The sequence below is a fragment of the Aeromonas sp. R5-4 genome, assembly GCF_040908215.1.
GTDB classification, from domain to species: domain Bacteria; phylum Pseudomonadota; class Gammaproteobacteria; order Enterobacterales; family Aeromonadaceae; genus Aeromonas; species Aeromonas veronii.
Window position 1 is genome coordinate 165,411 of sequence record NZ_JBFODG010000033.1, and the last position, 15,911, is coordinate 181,321.

At 60.2% G+C, this 15,911-nt stretch carries 13 protein-coding genes; 9 read left to right on the top strand and 4 right to left on the bottom strand.

Translation table 11 applies throughout. From position 1 onward, the window contains the following. The first annotated feature begins 12 nt into the window (after positions 1-12). From trpS to AB5Y83_RS18000, 8 genes are all read left to right on the top strand, one after another. The gene (trpS, locus tag AB5Y83_RS17965) at positions 13-1,017 is read left to right on the top strand and encodes a tryptophan--tRNA ligase (RefSeq protein WP_005362251.1); all 1,005 of its coding nucleotides are present in this window, start codon (positions 13-15) and stop codon (positions 1,015-1,017) included. Positions 1,018-1,135: 118 nt separating this feature from the next. After that, the gene (locus AB5Y83_RS17970; RefSeq protein WP_005334997.1) at positions 1,136-1,351 is read left to right on the top strand and encodes a hypothetical protein; all 216 of its coding nucleotides are present in this window, start codon (positions 1,136-1,138) and stop codon (positions 1,349-1,351) included. Between the two features lie 21 nt (positions 1,352-1,372). Further along, positions 1,373-1,954, top strand: coding sequence for an aminodeoxychorismate synthase component II (locus AB5Y83_RS17975; RefSeq protein WP_075114953.1), 582 nt, complete (start codon positions 1,373-1,375; stop codon positions 1,952-1,954). Positions 1,955-2,230: 276 nt separating this feature from the next. Further along, entirely contained in the window at positions 2,231-3,448 is a 1,218-nt protein-coding gene (locus AB5Y83_RS17980; RefSeq protein ID WP_368175683.1) for an aspartate aminotransferase family protein, read from the top strand. A 76-nt stretch (positions 3,449-3,524) separates the two neighbouring features. Continuing rightward, complete coding sequence (gene astA / locus AB5Y83_RS17985) at positions 3,525-4,544, top strand: arginine N-succinyltransferase (RefSeq protein WP_005334994.1); 1,020 nt, start codon at positions 3,525-3,527, stop codon at positions 4,542-4,544. Between the two features lie 176 nt (positions 4,545-4,720). Further along, the gene (gene astD / locus AB5Y83_RS17990) at positions 4,721-6,190 is read left to right on the top strand and encodes a succinylglutamate-semialdehyde dehydrogenase (protein WP_139746516.1); all 1,470 of its coding nucleotides are present in this window, start codon (positions 4,721-4,723) and stop codon (positions 6,188-6,190) included. A 59-nt stretch (positions 6,191-6,249) separates the two neighbouring features. Continuing rightward, entirely contained in the window at positions 6,250-7,047 is a 798-nt protein-coding gene (locus AB5Y83_RS17995; RefSeq protein ID WP_139746517.1) for a DUF1338 domain-containing protein, read from the top strand. Positions 7,048-7,280: 233 nt separating this feature from the next. Further along, positions 7,281-7,541: a hypothetical protein gene (locus AB5Y83_RS18000; protein ID WP_005353961.1), complete on the top strand. Its 261-nt coding sequence runs from the start codon at positions 7,281-7,283 to the stop codon at positions 7,539-7,541. 85 nt (positions 7,542-7,626) lie between these two features. On the opposite strand, the gene AB5Y83_RS18005 is transcribed toward AB5Y83_RS18000, so the two are convergent. Further along, positions 7,627-8,229 carry an HAD family phosphatase gene (locus AB5Y83_RS18005; protein WP_005334990.1) on the bottom strand — a complete coding sequence of 201 codons (603 nt, stop codon included), beginning with the start codon at positions 8,227-8,229 and terminating at the stop codon, positions 7,627-7,629. A gap of 173 nt (positions 8,230-8,402) precedes the next feature. On the opposite strand from AB5Y83_RS18005, the gene AB5Y83_RS18010 reads away from it, so the two are divergent. Beyond that, positions 8,403-9,779, top strand: coding sequence for an MDR family MFS transporter (locus AB5Y83_RS18010; RefSeq protein WP_368175684.1), 1,377 nt, complete (start codon positions 8,403-8,405; stop codon positions 9,777-9,779). Between the two features lie 111 nt (positions 9,780-9,890). On the opposite strand, the gene nifJ is transcribed toward AB5Y83_RS18010, so the two are convergent. The 3 genes from nifJ to AB5Y83_RS18025 all read right to left on the bottom strand — a co-directional run bounded on the left by nifJ (position 9,891) and on the right by AB5Y83_RS18025 (position 15,886). Then, entirely contained in the window at positions 9,891-13,436 is a 3,546-nt protein-coding gene (gene nifJ / locus AB5Y83_RS18015) for a pyruvate:ferredoxin (flavodoxin) oxidoreductase (protein WP_368175685.1), read from the bottom strand. Between the two features lie 228 nt (positions 13,437-13,664). After that, positions 13,665-15,305, bottom strand: coding sequence for an alpha-glucosidase (locus tag AB5Y83_RS18020; RefSeq protein ID WP_368175686.1), 1,641 nt, complete (start codon positions 15,303-15,305; stop codon positions 13,665-13,667). Between the two features lie 200 nt (positions 15,306-15,505). Continuing rightward, positions 15,506-15,886, bottom strand: coding sequence for a DUF1622 domain-containing protein (locus tag AB5Y83_RS18025; protein WP_368175687.1), 381 nt, complete (start codon positions 15,884-15,886; stop codon positions 15,506-15,508). Between the last annotated feature and the right edge of the window lie 25 nt (positions 15,887-15,911).

Here is a 15,911-nt window from a genome sequence, read left to right on the forward strand (position 1 = left end):
ATTAATACTCTCATGACTAAACCAATCGTATTGAGCGGAGCGCAACCCTCCGGTCAACTGACCATCGGCAACTACATGGGGGCCCTGCGTCAGTGGGTCAACATGCAGGATGAGTTCGACTGCCTCTACTGCATAGTCGACCTGCACGCCATCACCACTCGTCAGGACCCGGCTGCCCTGCGCAAGGCTTGTCTGGATGCGGCCGCCCTCTATCTGGCGGTCGGTATCGATCCCAAGAAGAGCACCGTCTTCATCCAGTCTCACGTGCCGCAGCACGCCGAGCTGGGCTGGATCCTCAACTGCTATACCCAGATGGGTGAGCTGTCGCGCATGACCCAGTTCAAGGACAAGTCCGCCCGTTTCGAGAACAACGTCAACGTCGGCCTGTTCGGTTATCCGGTGCTGATGGCCGCTGATATTCTGCTCTATCAGGCCAATCAGGTCCCGGTCGGCAACGACCAGAAGCAGCATCTGGAGCTGACCCGCGACATCTGCACCCGTTTCAACAACCTCTATGGTGAGGTGTTCACCATGCCGGAGCCCTTCATTCCGACTGAAGGGGCGCGGGTGATGAGCCTGCAGGATCCGACCAAGAAAATGTCCAAGTCGGATGACAACGAAGCCAACTTCATCGGCCTGCTGGAAGATCCCAAGCAGATCGTCAAGAAGATCAAGCGTGCGGTGACCGACTCCGACGAGCCGGCGGTGGTGCGTTTCGACCCGGAAAACAAACCGGGTGTCTCCAACCTGCTGACCCTGATGTCCGGTGTGACGGGTCGCTCCATCCCCGAGCTGGAGCAGCACTTCGAAGGCAAGATGTACGGTCACCTCAAGACCGAAACCGCCGAAGCCGTGGTTGCGCTGCTGGAACCAATCCAGGCCCGTTTCCACGAGTTGCGTCAGGATGAGGCCCATCTGATCGCGATTCTGGCAGAAGGCGCACAAAAGGCGCGCGAAAGAGCTGAAAAAACCCTGACCAGCGTATATGATGTAGTCGGCTTCGTTCCTCGAGCCTGACATACTGGGAAGGTGTAGTAGAAGAGAGCTGGGTATTTGCCTGGCTTTCTTTATTTTCTGCCCGGCTATTTTGTTTAATTTCTTTATTTCAACCTGGGTAATATCCCCAAGAGAAAGCATGCCTGTTCAACCAACTATTTCTGCTGAAGAGCTGAGTGACAAAGGTCACTGGCTACGTAAATTTCGCAAGGCGAAAAACCTCAATACCCTGCAGTTGATGGTCTCCAATGCCATCGACAAGCACCATAAAACCCCTGCCGTTGCTGCCGCCATCTATCTGGCCGAGTGTCAGCGTGAACGGGAAATGGAACAGGGTCGTTATCTCGATCGTTAATTCTCTGCTGTTGGTTATCTCATGCTGTTGTTGATCGATAACTACGACTCTTTTACCTGGAACCTGGTGCAATATTTCGGCGCCCTGGGACAAGAGGTTGTGGTCAAGCGCAATGATGAACTGACGCTTGATGCCATAGCGCAGCTCTCCCCCCGTTTTCTGGTGATCTCTCCCGGTCCCTGTACGCCCAATGAGGCGGGGATCTCTCTCGATGCCATCAGCCACTTCGCTGGCAAGCTGCCCATTCTCGGCGTCTGTCTCGGTCATCAGTCGCTGGCGCAGGCCTTCGGCGCCCGCGTAGTGCGTGCCCGTCAGGTAATGCACGGCAAAACCTCGCTTATCCGCCATCGCAATGAGGGGGTGTTCAAGGGGCTCAATAACCCGCTGCGGGTGACCCGTTACCACTCGCTGGTGGTGGAGCGTGACACGCTGCCCGACTGCTTCGACATCACCGCCTGGAGCGAGCATGCCGATGGCTCGTTTGACGAGATCATGGGGCTGCGCCACAAGACGCTCCCTGTCGAGGGTGTTCAGTTCCATCCGGAGAGCATTTTGAGCGAGCAGGGCCATCAGCTGCTGGCCAACTTTCTGGCGCGTTCATAAAAAGTTGTGATCGCCTTCTCAAGTTCGAGAGAAGGCAAAAAAAATTTCCCTGACACTTTATTCACCCCCTCTCCTGCCCAAATTATCTCTTGCCAAGCCCCCCTGAGTCGTTATGCAATGCGGTTGCCTAAAATCTCAAGAGCAATCGAACATTGTTCCTTATAGGCCGTCTTGTTACAGACTTTTTACTTTATTTCTGTGATAATCCCGTCACGTTTACACGGATTTAACTTTTGGGCGGTGGATTATTCTGTCGCTGAATCGAAGGAGAGCTATATGTCAGAGTTGTTGGCAGTGACACGTGAAGTGTTTGATGAAGTGATGGTTCCCAACTATGCGCCCGCCAAGATCATCCCGGTGCGTGGTGAAGGGTCACGTGTCTGGGATCAGGAAGGGCGCGAGTATGTCGACTTCGCCGGTGGCATCGCCGTCAACGGTTTGGGTCACTGTCATCCCAAGCTGGTCGAGGCCCTGAAAACCCAGGGCGAGAAGCTGTGGCACCTCTCCAACGTCATGACCAACGAGCCGGCCCTGCGTCTGGCCAAGAAGCTGGTCGCCGCCACCTTCGCCGACAAGGTCTACTTCTGCAACTCCGGCGCCGAAGCGAACGAAGCCGCTCTCAAGCTGGCTCGCCGCTACGCCATCGAGAAGTTTGGCGAGCAGAAGACCCAGATCATCGCCTTCAATCAGGGTTTCCACGGTCGTACCTTCTTTACCGTCAGCGTCGGTGGCCAGGCAGCCTACTCCGATGGCTTCGGTCCCAAGCCCGGTGACATTACCCATGTTCCCTACAACGATCTGGCGGCGCTGGCCGAAGTGATCTCCGACAACACCTGCGCCGTGGTGATGGAGCCGCTGCAAGGGGAGGGGGGCATCATTCGTCCTACCGACGAGTTTGCCAAAGGGGTACGCGAGCTGTGTGACAAACACAATGCCCTGCTGGTGTATGACGAAGTGCAGTCCGGCGTCGGCCGGACCGGTGATCTCTATGCCTATATGGGTCTGGGCGTCACGCCGGACATCCTCACCAGCGCCAAGGCTCTAGGGGGCGGTTTCCCCATCGGCGCCATGCTGACCACCAACGAAATCGCTTCTTACCTGAAAGTGGGCACTCACGGCTCTACCTACGGCGGCAACCCGCTGGCCTGTGCGGTGGCCGAGGCGGTGATCGACGTGATCAATACTCCGGAGGTGCTGGCTGGCATCAGGCAACGCGAACAGCTGTTCCGCGAGGGGCTCGAGGCAATCAACGCCAAATACCACTGCTTTAGCGAGATCCGCGGCAAGGGTCTGCTGCTGGGCGCGGCCCTGAGCGATGCCTACAAGGGGCGTTCCCGCGACTTCCTGCTGGCCTCCATCGATCAGGGGCTGATGGCACTGGTGGCTGGTACCAACGTGGTTCGTTTTGCCCCTTCACTGGTGATCCCGGAAGCGGATATCAAGGAAGGGTTGGCCCGCTTCGAGAAGGCGGTTGCCCAGGTGGTTAACGCCTGATTCCAAATTGAGGTGGGGAGCTCTCCCGGCAGGAGCCGGGACCCCACCTGTCGTCAATGAAAGGGAGTTGTCATTTATGTTGGTTATCCGTCCCATCGAGCAAAAAGATTTTGCCGGGCTCAAGACCTGCGCCATCGAGTCCGGCACCGGCATGACCTCGTTGCCCGTCAACGATGAGCTGCTGCAGCGCAAGATTGACGCCTCTACCCAGACTTTTTCCGACAAGCCCGCCGGCAAGGGGGACTGCCTCTACTTCTTCGTGGCCGAGGATCTGGAGACCGGCGAGATGGTGGGCACCTGTGCCATCGATGCCGCGGTTGGCCTCTCCCAGCCGTTTTACAACTACCACATCGGCAAGGTGGTGCACTCTTCTCCCAAGCTCGGCATCTACAACGTCGTTGAAACCCTGACCCTCTCCAACGACTACACCGGCAACTCCGAGCTCTGCACCCTGTTCTTGCGCGAATGTGCCCGCGAGGGGCTCAACGGCCGCCTGCTCTCCAAGCACCGCTTTCTGTTTATGGCCGAGCACCCCGAGCTGTTTGACGAGACCGTCTTCGCCGAGATGCGCGGTGTTTCCGACGCCAACGGTCACAGCCCCTTCTACGAGTGGCTGCAAACCCACTTCTTCTCGATGGATTTTCCTACCGTCGACTATCTCACCGGCATCGGCAAGAAGCGTTTTATCGCCGAATTGATGCCCAAGTACCCCATCTACGTCAATTTGCTGAGCAAAGAGGCGCGGGCCGTCATTGGCCAGACCCACGAGAAGACCCGTCCCGCCATCAAGATGCTGCAGGACGAGGGCTTCGTGAACCGTGGCTACGTCGATATTTTCGATGCAGGCCCCACTGTCGAGTGTGACGTGAAGAATATCCGCAGCGTGCGCCGCAGCAAGAAACTGCGGGTGCTGGTGGGCGAGCCCATCGGTGGCAAGACCCACCTTATCTGCAACAGCCGTTTCGAGCATTACCGCGCCTGCTACGGCAATATCCGGGTCGATCTCGACAAGCACGAAGCCATCATTCCGCCCAAGATGGCGGCGGCACTCAAGGTGCAGGATGGCGACATGGTGCGGGTGGTCGACCTCGACTGAGACAAACAGGACAAGCAAACCGATTATCAGACAGGCAGCCGAGGCTGCCTGCCAGCGACAGGGAGTGAATGGATGAGCCAGTTAGTGCAATTTTTCTATTGTCAGTGGCATCAACCGCCAGCTGAATTCTCGGGTATATGCATTAAAAGAGTGGCCAAGTCAGGGAGTAAAATATAATGAGCCAGTTTGTACAACTGATCGACGGTCAGTGGCTTGCCGGTGAAGGCAAGCCGTTCGAGTCAACCGATCCGGCCAAGAACGAGGTGATCTGGCAGGGGGTTGCCGCCAGTGCGGCGCAGGTGGATGACGCCGTCAAGGCCGCCCGTGCCGCCTTCTACCACTGGGCGGACATGAGCCTTGAGGATCGCCTGACCATAGTGCGTCGTTATGCCGACCTGCTCGGCGAGCAGAAAGAGGCGCTGGCCCTGACTATCGCCCGCGAAACAGGCAAACCGCTGTGGGAGACCCGTACCGAAGTAGCCGCCATGCAGGGCAAGATTGCCATCTCCATCCGGGCGCACGACGAGCGTACCGGCACCGTTGAAAATGCCATGCCGGGCGCCAAGGCGTTTGTCCGTCACAAGCCCCACGGTGTGGTGGCGGTGTTCGGCCCCTACAACTTCCCGGGCCATCTGCCCAACGGCCATATCGTCCCGGCGCTGATTGCGGGTAACGCCGTGGTGTTCAAACCCTCCGAGCTGACCCCCATGGTGGCCGAGGCCATGGTCAAGGTGTGGCAGCAGGCCGGATTGCCCAAGGGGGTGCTCAATCTGGTGCAAGGGGAGGTCGAGACCGGCAAGGCGCTGGCTGGCAACCCCGATATCGACGGCCTCTTCTTCACCGGCTCCTCCCGCACCGGCCATTTCCTTCATCAGCAGTTTGCCGGTCAGCCGGGCAAAATTCTGGCCCTCGAGATGGGCGGCAACAACCCGCTGATCGTGAAAGATGTGAGCGACATCGACGGCGCCGTGCATGCCATCATCCAGTCGGCGTTCATCACTTCCGGTCAGCGCTGCACCTGCTCCCGCCGTCTGTTTGTCGAGCGCGGCGAGCGGGGCGATGCCCTGGTCAAGCGACTGGTCGAGGTAGTCAGCCAGATCAAGGTCGGCCTCTATGACGCCGCCGAACAGCCGTTCATGGGCTCGATGATAAGCGAGAAGGCTGCGATTGGCATGGTCGAAGCGCAAGCCAACCTGCAGCGCCTCGGTGGCGAGAGCCTGCTTACCCTCAAGCACCTGGAAGCGGGCACCGGCTTTGTCTCCCCGGGCATTATCGACGTGACCTCAGTGAGCGAGCTGCCGGACGAAGAGTACTTCGGCCCGCTGCTGCAACTCATTCGCTATGACGATTTCGATGCCGCCATCGATCAGGGCAATGCTACCCGTTATGGTCTCTCGGCCGGTCTGCTGGGTGACAAGGAGGCGGACTGGAATCACTTCTTCAAGCGGATCCGCGCCGGTATCGTCAACTGGAACAAACCCATCACCGGCGCCTCCAGTGCCGCGCCGTTTGGTGGCATCGGCGCCTCCGGCAACCACAGAGCGAGCGCCTACTACGCTGCTGACTACTGTGCGTATCCGGTTGCCTCTGTCGAAGACAGCAAAGCCGCTATGCCGGATCAACTGTCGCCCGGCCTGCGCTTCTGATAATGACACGGGGCATCCAGCGGTGCCCCCATCTGTACCCGCAATCAAAGGAAAGAGAGATGCAAAAGGATATCGACACCCTGTTTAGCCATCTGTGGGACAACTACATCAAGGTGACCCCGAGCGCCCTCAAGGTGCACACCCTGCTGGGTGGCGGCGAGCCCATCGTCAACGATCACGTGGCGTTTCGTACCTACAACCTGCCCAAGCTGGGGCTGGAGAAGCTGGCGGCCCACTTTCTGGCGCTCGGTTACGAGCAGAAGGGCGAGTACGTTTTCAAGGCCAAGAAGCTCTACGCCAAGCACTTCGAGCATCAGGATCCGGACGCTCCCAAGGTGTTTATCAGCGAGCTGAAGGTGGAAGAGCTCTCTTCGGCTGCCCAGGCTATCATCCACAAGCTGGCCGATCAGGTGCCCGATCATCTGACCGATACCCCGGCATTTCTCTACACCGGCGCCCCCTGGCAGGTCTCCTATGCCGATTATCAGATTCTGCTGGCGGAGAGCGAGTATGCAGCCTGGATGGCAGCTTGGGGCTATCGTGCCAACCACTTCACGGTCAATATCAACAAGTTGAAGGATTTCGACACCATCCATCAGGTCAATGCTGCGCTCAAGACGGCGGGTTTCGTGCTCAACAGCGTGGGTGGCGAGGTGAAAGGGGACCCGCAGGTGATGCTGGAGCAATCCTCCACCATGGCCGACAAAGCCGAGGTGCCGTTCAGCGATGGGGTGCGTACCATCCCGAGCTGCTTCTACGAGTTTGCCCTGCGCTATCCGCAGGCCGATGGCGTGCTCTATCCGGGCTTTGTCGAGGCCTCGGCGGACAAGATCTTCGAATCGACGAATGCCATGTAACGGGAGCCACCCTGTTTCAGTCACAACGCCTCCTTTGTGGAGGCGTTTTGTTTGGCGCAGAGTGACGGTATCGGGTGTTGTCTGAGGCTGCGTGGGGGGGGATTTGGACGGCGCCCAACCGGTAATGGTTTGTTGATAAAAATGTGAAATAGATCACTTGAGACGACACAGATTGACGCTGGCGACGGAGCAAAAAGGAGTAGAATGGCGCTTTATTTTTGTGGGGCCAATCGATGCCTAACTATCACTTTTTCAAGCAGGGTCAGGCGCTTACCTATCTAGATGCCAATGCACCCAGCTATAGCGATGAGCGTCGTCAACTGGTCGAACAGGGATTTGCCGCCATCGCCGCCCCCACCTTTGCAGATACTCCGGCCGAAGCTCTTGAGCTGCTTCGCACTCATCAGGCACTACAGGATGAGGCCAACGCCAACGCCCTTTGTCTGACGGTTGCCACTATTCCGGCGGCGATCGCAACTCTGTCCGGGCACTGACGCTACTGCCATGCTCACGTGAATAAAAAATGGTGCCACTGTGATGGCACCATCTTATCGGTTTGCCTGCTTGCCCCTGAGCCATTTAGCGCTGGTGCAGGTCACCTTCGATAACCAGCACGGTATCCATCCCTGCCGCCTTGCCAGCCTCAAGCCCGATCCGGGTATCTTCAAACACCAGACAGTTGGCCGGATTAGCGCCGAGCAGCTCGGCCACCCGCAAAAAGGTGTCGGGATGCGGCTTGTGGTTGGTGACATCATCGGCGCTCACCACCACCGAGATATAGGCATCGAGTCCGGTGCTTTTGAGGATGGAGTCCGCCTGATTGCGCGGTGAGCCGGTGCCAATCCCCATCTTCACCTTGCCGTGATAGTGCCTGACCAGCTCCCACATCTTGGGAAAGACGCTGACCTTGTCGATATGTTCCATATAGAGGGCAATCTTGCGACGCGTAAAAGCCTCGACATCCACCGTCAGCCCCTGCTGCTCGGCCAGCATGGCGATGATCTTGCGGGTGGGAATGCCGCCGTACTGATAGAGCTGATCCCGCTCGAAGGGGATGCCGAACTCGGCGCAGGTGAGCTCCCACGCATCCAGATGGAGGGGCATGGAATCTACCAAAGTGCCATCCATATCGAAAATCAGGGCATCGTAGTGATCAAACCCGTACTGCTCACGCTCGCTCATGGGGGCTCCTCGAATCAAATAGAGCAGGCTAGCAGAAACGGTCGGCACTTTGTGGGATCGGCTTCATGGTTGGGCAGATTGTGGCCGCCGTTTTTTCTATCTCTTGCTGATTTGTGAGACAATAATCCGTTCATTGCCGGATACTTTGGCATATCAGATCTGCGAGTCCGCTTATGACCTCGAAAATATCCCCCAAAACCATTTTCTCCAGTGTGGCGCTGGTGATCGCGCTCGGTTCACTGGAAAAGAGCATCGTCACCACCCCGCTGCCCATGATTGGCGCCGAGCTGCATGCCGGTGCCGCCCTCACCTGGGTGGTCACCGCCTACCTGCTGGCGGCTACCGCCGTGCTGCCTCTCTATGGCAAGCTGAGCGATCTGTTTGGCCGGGTGCGGATGCTCAATATCGGCATCGGCCTGTTTCTGGCGGGCTCGGTGGCCTGCGCGCTCTCCCTGGATCTGCCGACCCTGTTGGCTGCGCGGGTGCTGCAAGGGCTGGGGGGTGGCGGTCTGATTGCCCTCGCGTTTACCGTGATTGCCGACACCATTCCGCCGCGGGAGGTGGGCAAGTATCAGGGCTACATCTCGGCGGTCTATGCGGTCTCCAGCATCGCCGGCCCCTTGCTCGGCGGCTATTTCACCGAGCAACTCAGCTGGCGCTGGATCTTCTGGATCAATCTGCCGCTCGGGGCTCTGGCGGTCTTTCTTATCAACCGCAACCTCAAGCAGCTCAACGTGCGTCGCCACAGTCGCTTCGACTGGAAGGGGGCGGGTCTGCTGATTACCGTCACTACGCTCACCCTGTTGCTGCTCTCGCCGGAGGCGGCGCTGCCTGCCATCTGGCTCTCGGCGGCGCTGGGCGTTGCGCTGCTGCTGCTCATTCTGATTGAGCGGCGCGCCCACGATCCCATTCTGCCTGCCCATCTGGCCCGGTTGCCCGGCTATCTGGTGAGCGTGCTGCTGGTGATGCTCTCCCAGCTGCTGATGTTTGCCGTGCTGGTCTATCTGCCGTTGCAGATGCAGTGGCAGAAGGGGATGAGCGCCAGCGAGAGCGGCGCCATCATGGTGATCTTCATGATTTGCATCACTGCCGGCGCCTTTGTCGGCGGCAAGCTGATTGGCCGTACCGGTCACTACAAGAGCTTTGTTGCGGTGGGCTTTGGCCTCGCGGCGGTGGCGCTGTGGCAGATCCACTTCGATGCCTGGGTCAAGCTGGCCCTCGGGTTTGCCGGTATTGGTCTGGGTCTGGTGCTGCCCGCCCTCTCGGTGGTGGTACAGAATGCCCTGCCACGGGAAGATCGCGGCATCGGCATGTCGCTGTTCAACTTCGGGCGGGAGCTTGGCGGTGCCGTCGGCGTGGCTATCTGCTCCATGCTATTCCACTTGCGCCTGCCAGCTGGCAGCGGTGGCGATCTGAGCCGGCTTGCGCCCGATCTGCTGGCCCGAGGCTTCAGCGCAACCTATATCGGCATGGCACTGATCGCCACGCTGGCGCTACTCATCACACTGCTCGCTCTTAAACGCCACGAGCTGGCCTCCATCAGCGCCTGATTTGGCCTGCGCCGATATTGGCTCACCATAGCTAGCATCAGGGCTCCCCGCGGGGAGCCCTGATTGTTATTTGGCGAATAGCGTGGCTGTTGCCATCAAGCCATGCGCGGGTTACTCCTGCGCCGGACTCTCCTTGCCTGCCAGCTGGCTCAGCCAGGCGAAGCGGCGATTGGCCTCCTGCTCCGCCTCTTCATAGAGCTGGCTGGCCACCTCCGGCAGCTGGCGTTCCAGCCGCTGGAAGCGGGGCTCATGGCGCAAGGTCTCGGCCAGCGAGGCATTGGGGGCCCGCGAGTCGAGCGCCAGCGGCAGTTTGCCCTCGTCAGCGCGGCGCGGATCGAAGCGGTAGAGGGGCCAGAAGCCGGTGGCGGTCAGCTGCTTCATCTGTTCGTGGCTCTCGGCCATGTCGTAGCCATGCTCCTCGCAGGGGCTGTAGGCGATGATGAGCGACGGCCCCGGATAGGCTTCAGCCTCCTGAATCGCCTTCACAGTCTGGTTCATCTGGGCGCCGAGGGAGATCTGCGCCACATAGACGTGACCATACATCATCACGCTGGCCCCGAGATCCTTGCGTGCCTTGCGCTTGCCCTGCTCGCCAAACTTGGTAATGGCACCGAGTGGCGTCGCCTTCGACTGTTGGCCGCCGGTGTTGGAGTAGCACTGGGTATCGAGCACCAGCACATTGATGTTCTCCCCCAGACTCAGCACATGGTCGAGCCCGCCAAAGCCGATGTCGTAGGCCCAGCCATCGCCGCCGATGAGCCAGACCGATTTTTCCACCAGATAGTCCGCATCGCGGGCCAGCTCTTGGGCTGCCGGGGTCTGGCTCTCCTGCAGCAGCGCTCGCAACTGCTGGATATGGGCCCGCTGCTCGGAAACCGGCAGAGTGGCATCGCCGAGCGCCTCGCGCAGCGCAGCCGGTATGGTGTCGCCCAGGCTCGCCAGCAGACGGCGTACCCGCTCCCTGTGCTGATCGACGGTGAGACGGAAGCCCAGTCCGAACTCGGCGTTGTCTTCAAACAGCGAGTTGGCCCAGGCCGGCCCGCGCCCCTCTGCGTTGGTGGTGTAGGGGGTGGTAGGCAGGTTGCCGCCATAAATCGACGAGCAACCGGTGGCGTTGGCAATCAGCAGCCGATCGCCGTAGAGCTGGGTCAGCAGCTTGATGTAGGGGGTCTCGCCACAGCCGGAGCAGGCGCCCGAGTATTCAAACAGCGGCGAGATGAGCTGGGAGGTGCGGATGTCGATGCGCTCCAGCTGCTCGGCGCTGCGCTCTGGCAGGTCGAGGAAGAAATCGTAGTTGGCCTTCTGCTCGTCGAGGTGATCGAGGCGTGAAGCCATATTGATCGCCTTGCGGTCCGGGTTGCTGCGATCCTTGGCCGGGCACACCTCGACGCAGAGGTTGCAGCCGGTGCAATCCTCCGGCGCCACCTGCAGCACATACTGCTGGCCGCGCATGTCACGGGATTTCACATCCAGCGCATCCAGGGTAGCTGGAGCAGCGGCCAGCGCATCCGGTTCTACCACCTTGGCGCGAATGGCCGAGTGGGGACAGGCGGCGACGCAGTAGTTGCACTGGGTACAGAGCTCCGCTTCCCAGATGGGGATCTCCTTGGCGATGTTGCGCTTCTCCCAGCGGGTGGTGCCGACCGGCCAGGTACCATCCGGCGGGAAGGCGGAGACCGGCAGGCTGTCACCCAGTCCCGCCAGCATGGCGGCGGTGACGGTCTGGACAAACTCGGGGGCCTTGGCGGAAACCACCGGCGGGCGGGGGCTGCTGGCAGGATCCAGCTCGCCAAGTGGCACCCAGGTCAGTGCGGCGCAGGTTGCCTCCAGTGCCATCCAGTTGCGCTCGACCAGTGTCTGCCCCTTGCTGCCATAGCTGGTGGTGATGGCCTGCTTCAGCAGGCTGGTCGCCTCTGCGGGGGGAATGATGGCGCTGAGCTGGAAGAAGGCCATCTGCATCACGGTATTGATGCGGTTGCCGAGCTGGCAATCGCGGGCAATTTTGGCGGCGTTGATGATGTAGAAGCGCGCCTCTTTCTCGCGCAGGGCGTGCTGCACCTCGCTGGGGAGGCGCTGCCAGATCTCCGCTTCGCTGTAGGGGGTGTTGAGCAGGAAGATTCCACCCGCTTTCAAGCGCTCCGCCATCCGGTACTTGTCGACAAACTGCCACTGATGGCAGCCGATAAAGTCGGCCTCTTCCACCAGATAGGCCGATTGCAGCGGCCGCTCGCCCACCCGCAGGTGAGAGACGGTGAGGCCGCCCGCCTTTTTGGAGTCGTAGACGAAATAGCCCTGCGGATAGAGGCCGGTGTGGTTGCCGAGGATCTTGATGCTGTTCTTGGCAGCCGAGACGGTGCCATCGCTGCCAAGGCCGTAGAAGAGCGCCTCCAGCTTGTGTTGCTGGCCGTGAATGAGGCTTTGCGAATCCAGCGCGGGCAGCGGTAGCGAGAGACCTGTGATGTCATCGAAGATGCCGACGGTAAAGCGCGGGCGCGGGTTCTCTTGCGCCAGTTCGGCAAACACCGCCAGCGCGCAGGCGGGGCCGAACTCTTTGGAGGAGAGGCCATAGCGACCGCCGATCACCCGCGGCAGGCTTGCCCGTTCACCCCGGATGACCGCTTCGGCCAGCGCCGTCATCACATCGAGATAGAGGGGCTCGGCCTGTGCGCCCGGCTCCTTGGTGCGATCCAGCACGGCGATGGCGCGGGCACTCTCCGGAATCTCGGCCAGCAGGTGCCCGGCCGAGAAGGGGCGGAACAGCCGCACCTTCACCAGCCCCACCTTCTCCCCTTGGGAAAGCAGGCGCTCGATCACCTCCTCACAGGTGCCGATGGCCGAGCCCATCAGCACCACAATCCGCTCCGCCTGCGGGTGGCCGACATATTCAAACGGCCGGTAGTGGCGGCCGGTCTGCTCGCCAAAAGCCTGCATCGCCTCGTTCACATGGCCATAGGCGGCGTCATACCAGGGGTTGCTCGCCTCCCGGCACTGGAAGTAGGTGTCCGGGTTGGCGGCGGTGCCGCGAATGACCGGTTTGTCGGGGGTGAGCGCCCGGTCGCGATGGGCGCGGATGGCATCTGCGGGCAGCAGGGCGCGCAGGGTGTCGTCAGCGAGCGGCGCTATCTTGGCGATCTCGTGAGAGGTACGAAAGCCGTCGAAGAAGTGGATAAAGGGGAGGCGGCTGTTGAGGCTCGCTATCTGGGAGATCAGGGCAAAGTCCTGCGCCTCCTGCACATTGCTGGCACAGAGCATGGCGCAGCCGGTCTGGCGCACCGCCATCACGTCCGAGTGATCGCCAAAGATCGATAGCGCATGGGTCGCCACGGTGCGTGCCGCCACATGCAGCACGAAGGGGATGAGCTGACCCGCTAGCTTGTAGAGGTTGGGGATCATCAGCAGCAAACCCTGCGACGAGGTAAACGAGGTCGCCAGCGCGCCGGTCTGCAGGGCGCCGTGGACGGCGGCGATGGCCCCCCCTTCCGATTGCATCTCGACAACCCGGGGCACATCCCCCCACAGGTTCTTGCCCCGTTCGCTCGACCAGGCCGACGACTGCTCAGCCATGGCCGAGCTGGGGGTGATGGGGTAGATGGCGATGACTTCGCTGGTGCGGTACGCCACCGAGGCGACTGCGTTATTCCCGTCTGTGGTGATCATCTGTTTTCCACTTTGCTATGCCAGTTTGAAGGCCGATAGTTGCATCGGCAATGGATAGGTCGCTGGCATAGTAAGAGGGGCAATAAGAGCGTATCAAACGAGATAAATAATCAATTAATAAGTCAGTAATAGTGGTTAATTTAATCCCGTTGCGTGGGAGCGTGATTTTCTGCTGGTAGCCAACGTGGGGCGATTGACGGGCCATTGGTATGGCCCGTCAGCACGGGGTTAACCCTGATCCACTTGCAGCCAGATGGCGCACTGATAAGGGGCGAAGAGTGGCAGTGGTTCGCTTGGGTAATTGGCCAGCAGCAACCGCATCTTGTTTGTCACCTTGTCGAAGTGGGGCATCGGCAAGGGGTTCGCCGTGAGATTGGCGAGCAGCAGCAGGGTGCGCCGCTCTCCGCTGGCCGGATCCTGCCAGTGGCGGCGATAGCTGATGCGCTCGGGATCATCCCCATCCAGCAGCTCGAAATTGCCGTGGCGAATGACCGGGTGAGCCTTGCGCAGGGCGATGAGCTGGCGATAGCAGTGAAACGGCGAGTCGGGGCGGGCCAGCTGCTCGTCAGCATTTATCTCGACGTGGTTGGCATTGATGGCAATCCAGGGCGTGGTGGTGCTGAAACCGGCGTGGGGGCCAGCGTCCCACTGCATCGGGGTGCGGGCATTGTCGCGGCTGATGGCATCGAGCCGCCGACTCAGCTCGGCAGGATCCAGCCCTGACTGGCTGGCGCGGTAGTTGATTGCCTCCACATCGCGCAGCTCGTCCGGCTGCCAGTGGCGGTTGGTCATGGCCAGCTCCTCCCCCTGATAGATGAAGGGAGTGCCCTGCATCAGGTGCAACACCATGGCCCACAGCCTGGCGCTGGTTTCACGCCACTCAGGCCTGTCATCGCCAAAGCGGGAGACGGCGCGAGGCAGGTCGTGGTTGCCGAGAAACAGGCTGTTCCAGCCACGGCCGTGCAGCCCTTGCTGGTGGCGGGCCATGGCTCGTTTGAAGGCGAGGGGATCAAAGCGGGATGACCACTTGTCACTGCCGAGCCCCAGATGCTCGAAGTTGAACACCATGCTGAACTCGCTGCCATCCGTGCTGGAGTAGCGTTGCATATGAGCGAGATCGGCCCCCCAGGTCTCCCCCACCGTGATGATCCCCTTGCCGCCGAAGCTGGCAGTATTGAGCTCGCGAATATAGTCGTGCAGGTGCGGGCCGTTGCTCATGGCCAGTCGGTCCCACTCTTTGCTCACCATATCGATCACATCGAAGCGAAACCCCTTGATCCCTTTGCCCAGCCAGAAGTTGATCACCTCTGCCATTTCGGCACGCACCGCCGGGTTGTCCCAGTCCAGATCGGCCTGACTGGGATCGAAGTTGTGCAGGTAGTAGCGATCAAGCGTTGGCACATACTGCCAGCCGCTGCCGCCAAAAATCGAGGTAATGGGGTGAGCATCGACAAAGGCTTGATCGCGAAATACGTAGTACTCCTGATAGCGCGAGTCGCCGGCCAGTGCCTTCATAAACCACTCGTGCTCGGTGGAGGTGTGGTTGGCGACGATATCCATCATGATGCCGATGCCGTGGGCGGCCGCTTCGGCTATCAGCTGCTCCATCTCGGTCAGGGTGCCGAAGGCGGGGTCGATGGCACGGTAGTCCGCCACGTCGTAGCCGTTGTCCCGCTTGGGGGAGCGATAGATGGGGGTGAGCCAGAGCATATCGACCCCCAGGGTGGCCAGATAGTCGAGGCGCTGACGGATACCGTTGATATCGCCCATGCCATCGCCATCGCTGTCCTGAAAACTCATGGGGTAGATCTGGTAGATGACGCAGCTATCGAGGTCGATATCGGGCGTGTGAAGGGAGTGCGTATTCATCAGCTTGGCCGGTTGGGGGAGAAGATTTTCTATCTTACGCAGATGAACGGGTACTCGACAGGGCAGGGGAAACCTTGAAAAGGGTTCCATAGTTGGCTGATTTCCAAAAGTGCGGGAAGGGTCACAAAGGTGCCATCCTGGGCCACGGCTGTGGTCGGGATGACACTGCACTTAGCACTGATACTCTGCAGGAATACAGGTTATTGAGCGGCCTTGGCCTGCTCGCTGCGCTGCTCCTGCTGGCGTTCGGTCTGGGCTTCCAGCTCCTTGCCGAGGAAGTAGTTCAGGAAGGTGCGGATCACCGCGATGATGGCGAGACGGATCAGCTCCTCCTTGCTTGGCGCGACCGTGGTTGCCAGGATGTCGGCGGCGAGCTGGAACTCCAGCGCCAAGATGAGCCAACTGCCGAAACAGAGGCGAATGCGCGGAAAGCCCGGTTCGTGATCCTCCATCCGTGCCGCCAGCCAAAGGGTCTTGCCAAGCCCTATTACAACACAGGCGATGGAGATGATCTCCAGCAGCAGCTGGAACAGCTCGACCCCGTGCATCACCCCCTCTTTCAGGCTCGCTATCTCAAACACTCGGGTCACCTCCCTGATTCAAAAG

Bases quoted from the DNA above. Each gene is read 5' to 3' on its own strand.
- AB5Y83_RS18000 (WP_005353961.1), top strand. From the start codon at position 7,281: ATGCCTAACTATCACTTTTTCAAGCAGGGTCAGGCGCTTACCTATCTA.
- AB5Y83_RS17975 (WP_075114953.1), top strand. From the start codon at position 1,373: ATGCTGTTGTTGATCGATAACTACGACTCTTTTACCTGGAACCTGGTG.
- trpS (WP_005362251.1), top strand. From the start codon at position 13: ATGACTAAACCAATCGTATTGAGCGGAGCGCAACCCTCCGGTCAACTG.
- nifJ (WP_368175685.1), bottom strand. From the start codon at position 13,436: ATGATCACCACAGACGGGAATAACGCAGTCGCCTCGGTGGCGTACCGC.
- AB5Y83_RS17970 (WP_005334997.1), top strand. From the start codon at position 1,136: ATGCCTGTTCAACCAACTATTTCTGCTGAAGAGCTGAGTGACAAAGGT.
- astD (WP_139746516.1), top strand. From the start codon at position 4,721: ATGAGCCAGTTTGTACAACTGATCGACGGTCAGTGGCTTGCCGGTGAA.
- AB5Y83_RS17980 (WP_368175683.1), top strand. From the start codon at position 2,231: ATGTCAGAGTTGTTGGCAGTGACACGTGAAGTGTTTGATGAAGTGATG.
- AB5Y83_RS17995 (WP_139746517.1), top strand. From the start codon at position 6,250: ATGCAAAAGGATATCGACACCCTGTTTAGCCATCTGTGGGACAACTAC.
- astA (WP_005334994.1), top strand. From the start codon at position 3,525: ATGTTGGTTATCCGTCCCATCGAGCAAAAAGATTTTGCCGGGCTCAAG.
- AB5Y83_RS18020 (WP_368175686.1), bottom strand. From the start codon at position 15,305: ATGAATACGCACTCCCTTCACACGCCCGATATCGACCTCGATAGCTGC.
- AB5Y83_RS18005 (WP_005334990.1), bottom strand. From the start codon at position 8,229: ATGAGCGAGCGTGAGCAGTACGGGTTTGATCACTACGATGCCCTGATT.
- AB5Y83_RS18010 (WP_368175684.1), top strand. From the start codon at position 8,403: ATGACCTCGAAAATATCCCCCAAAACCATTTTCTCCAGTGTGGCGCTG.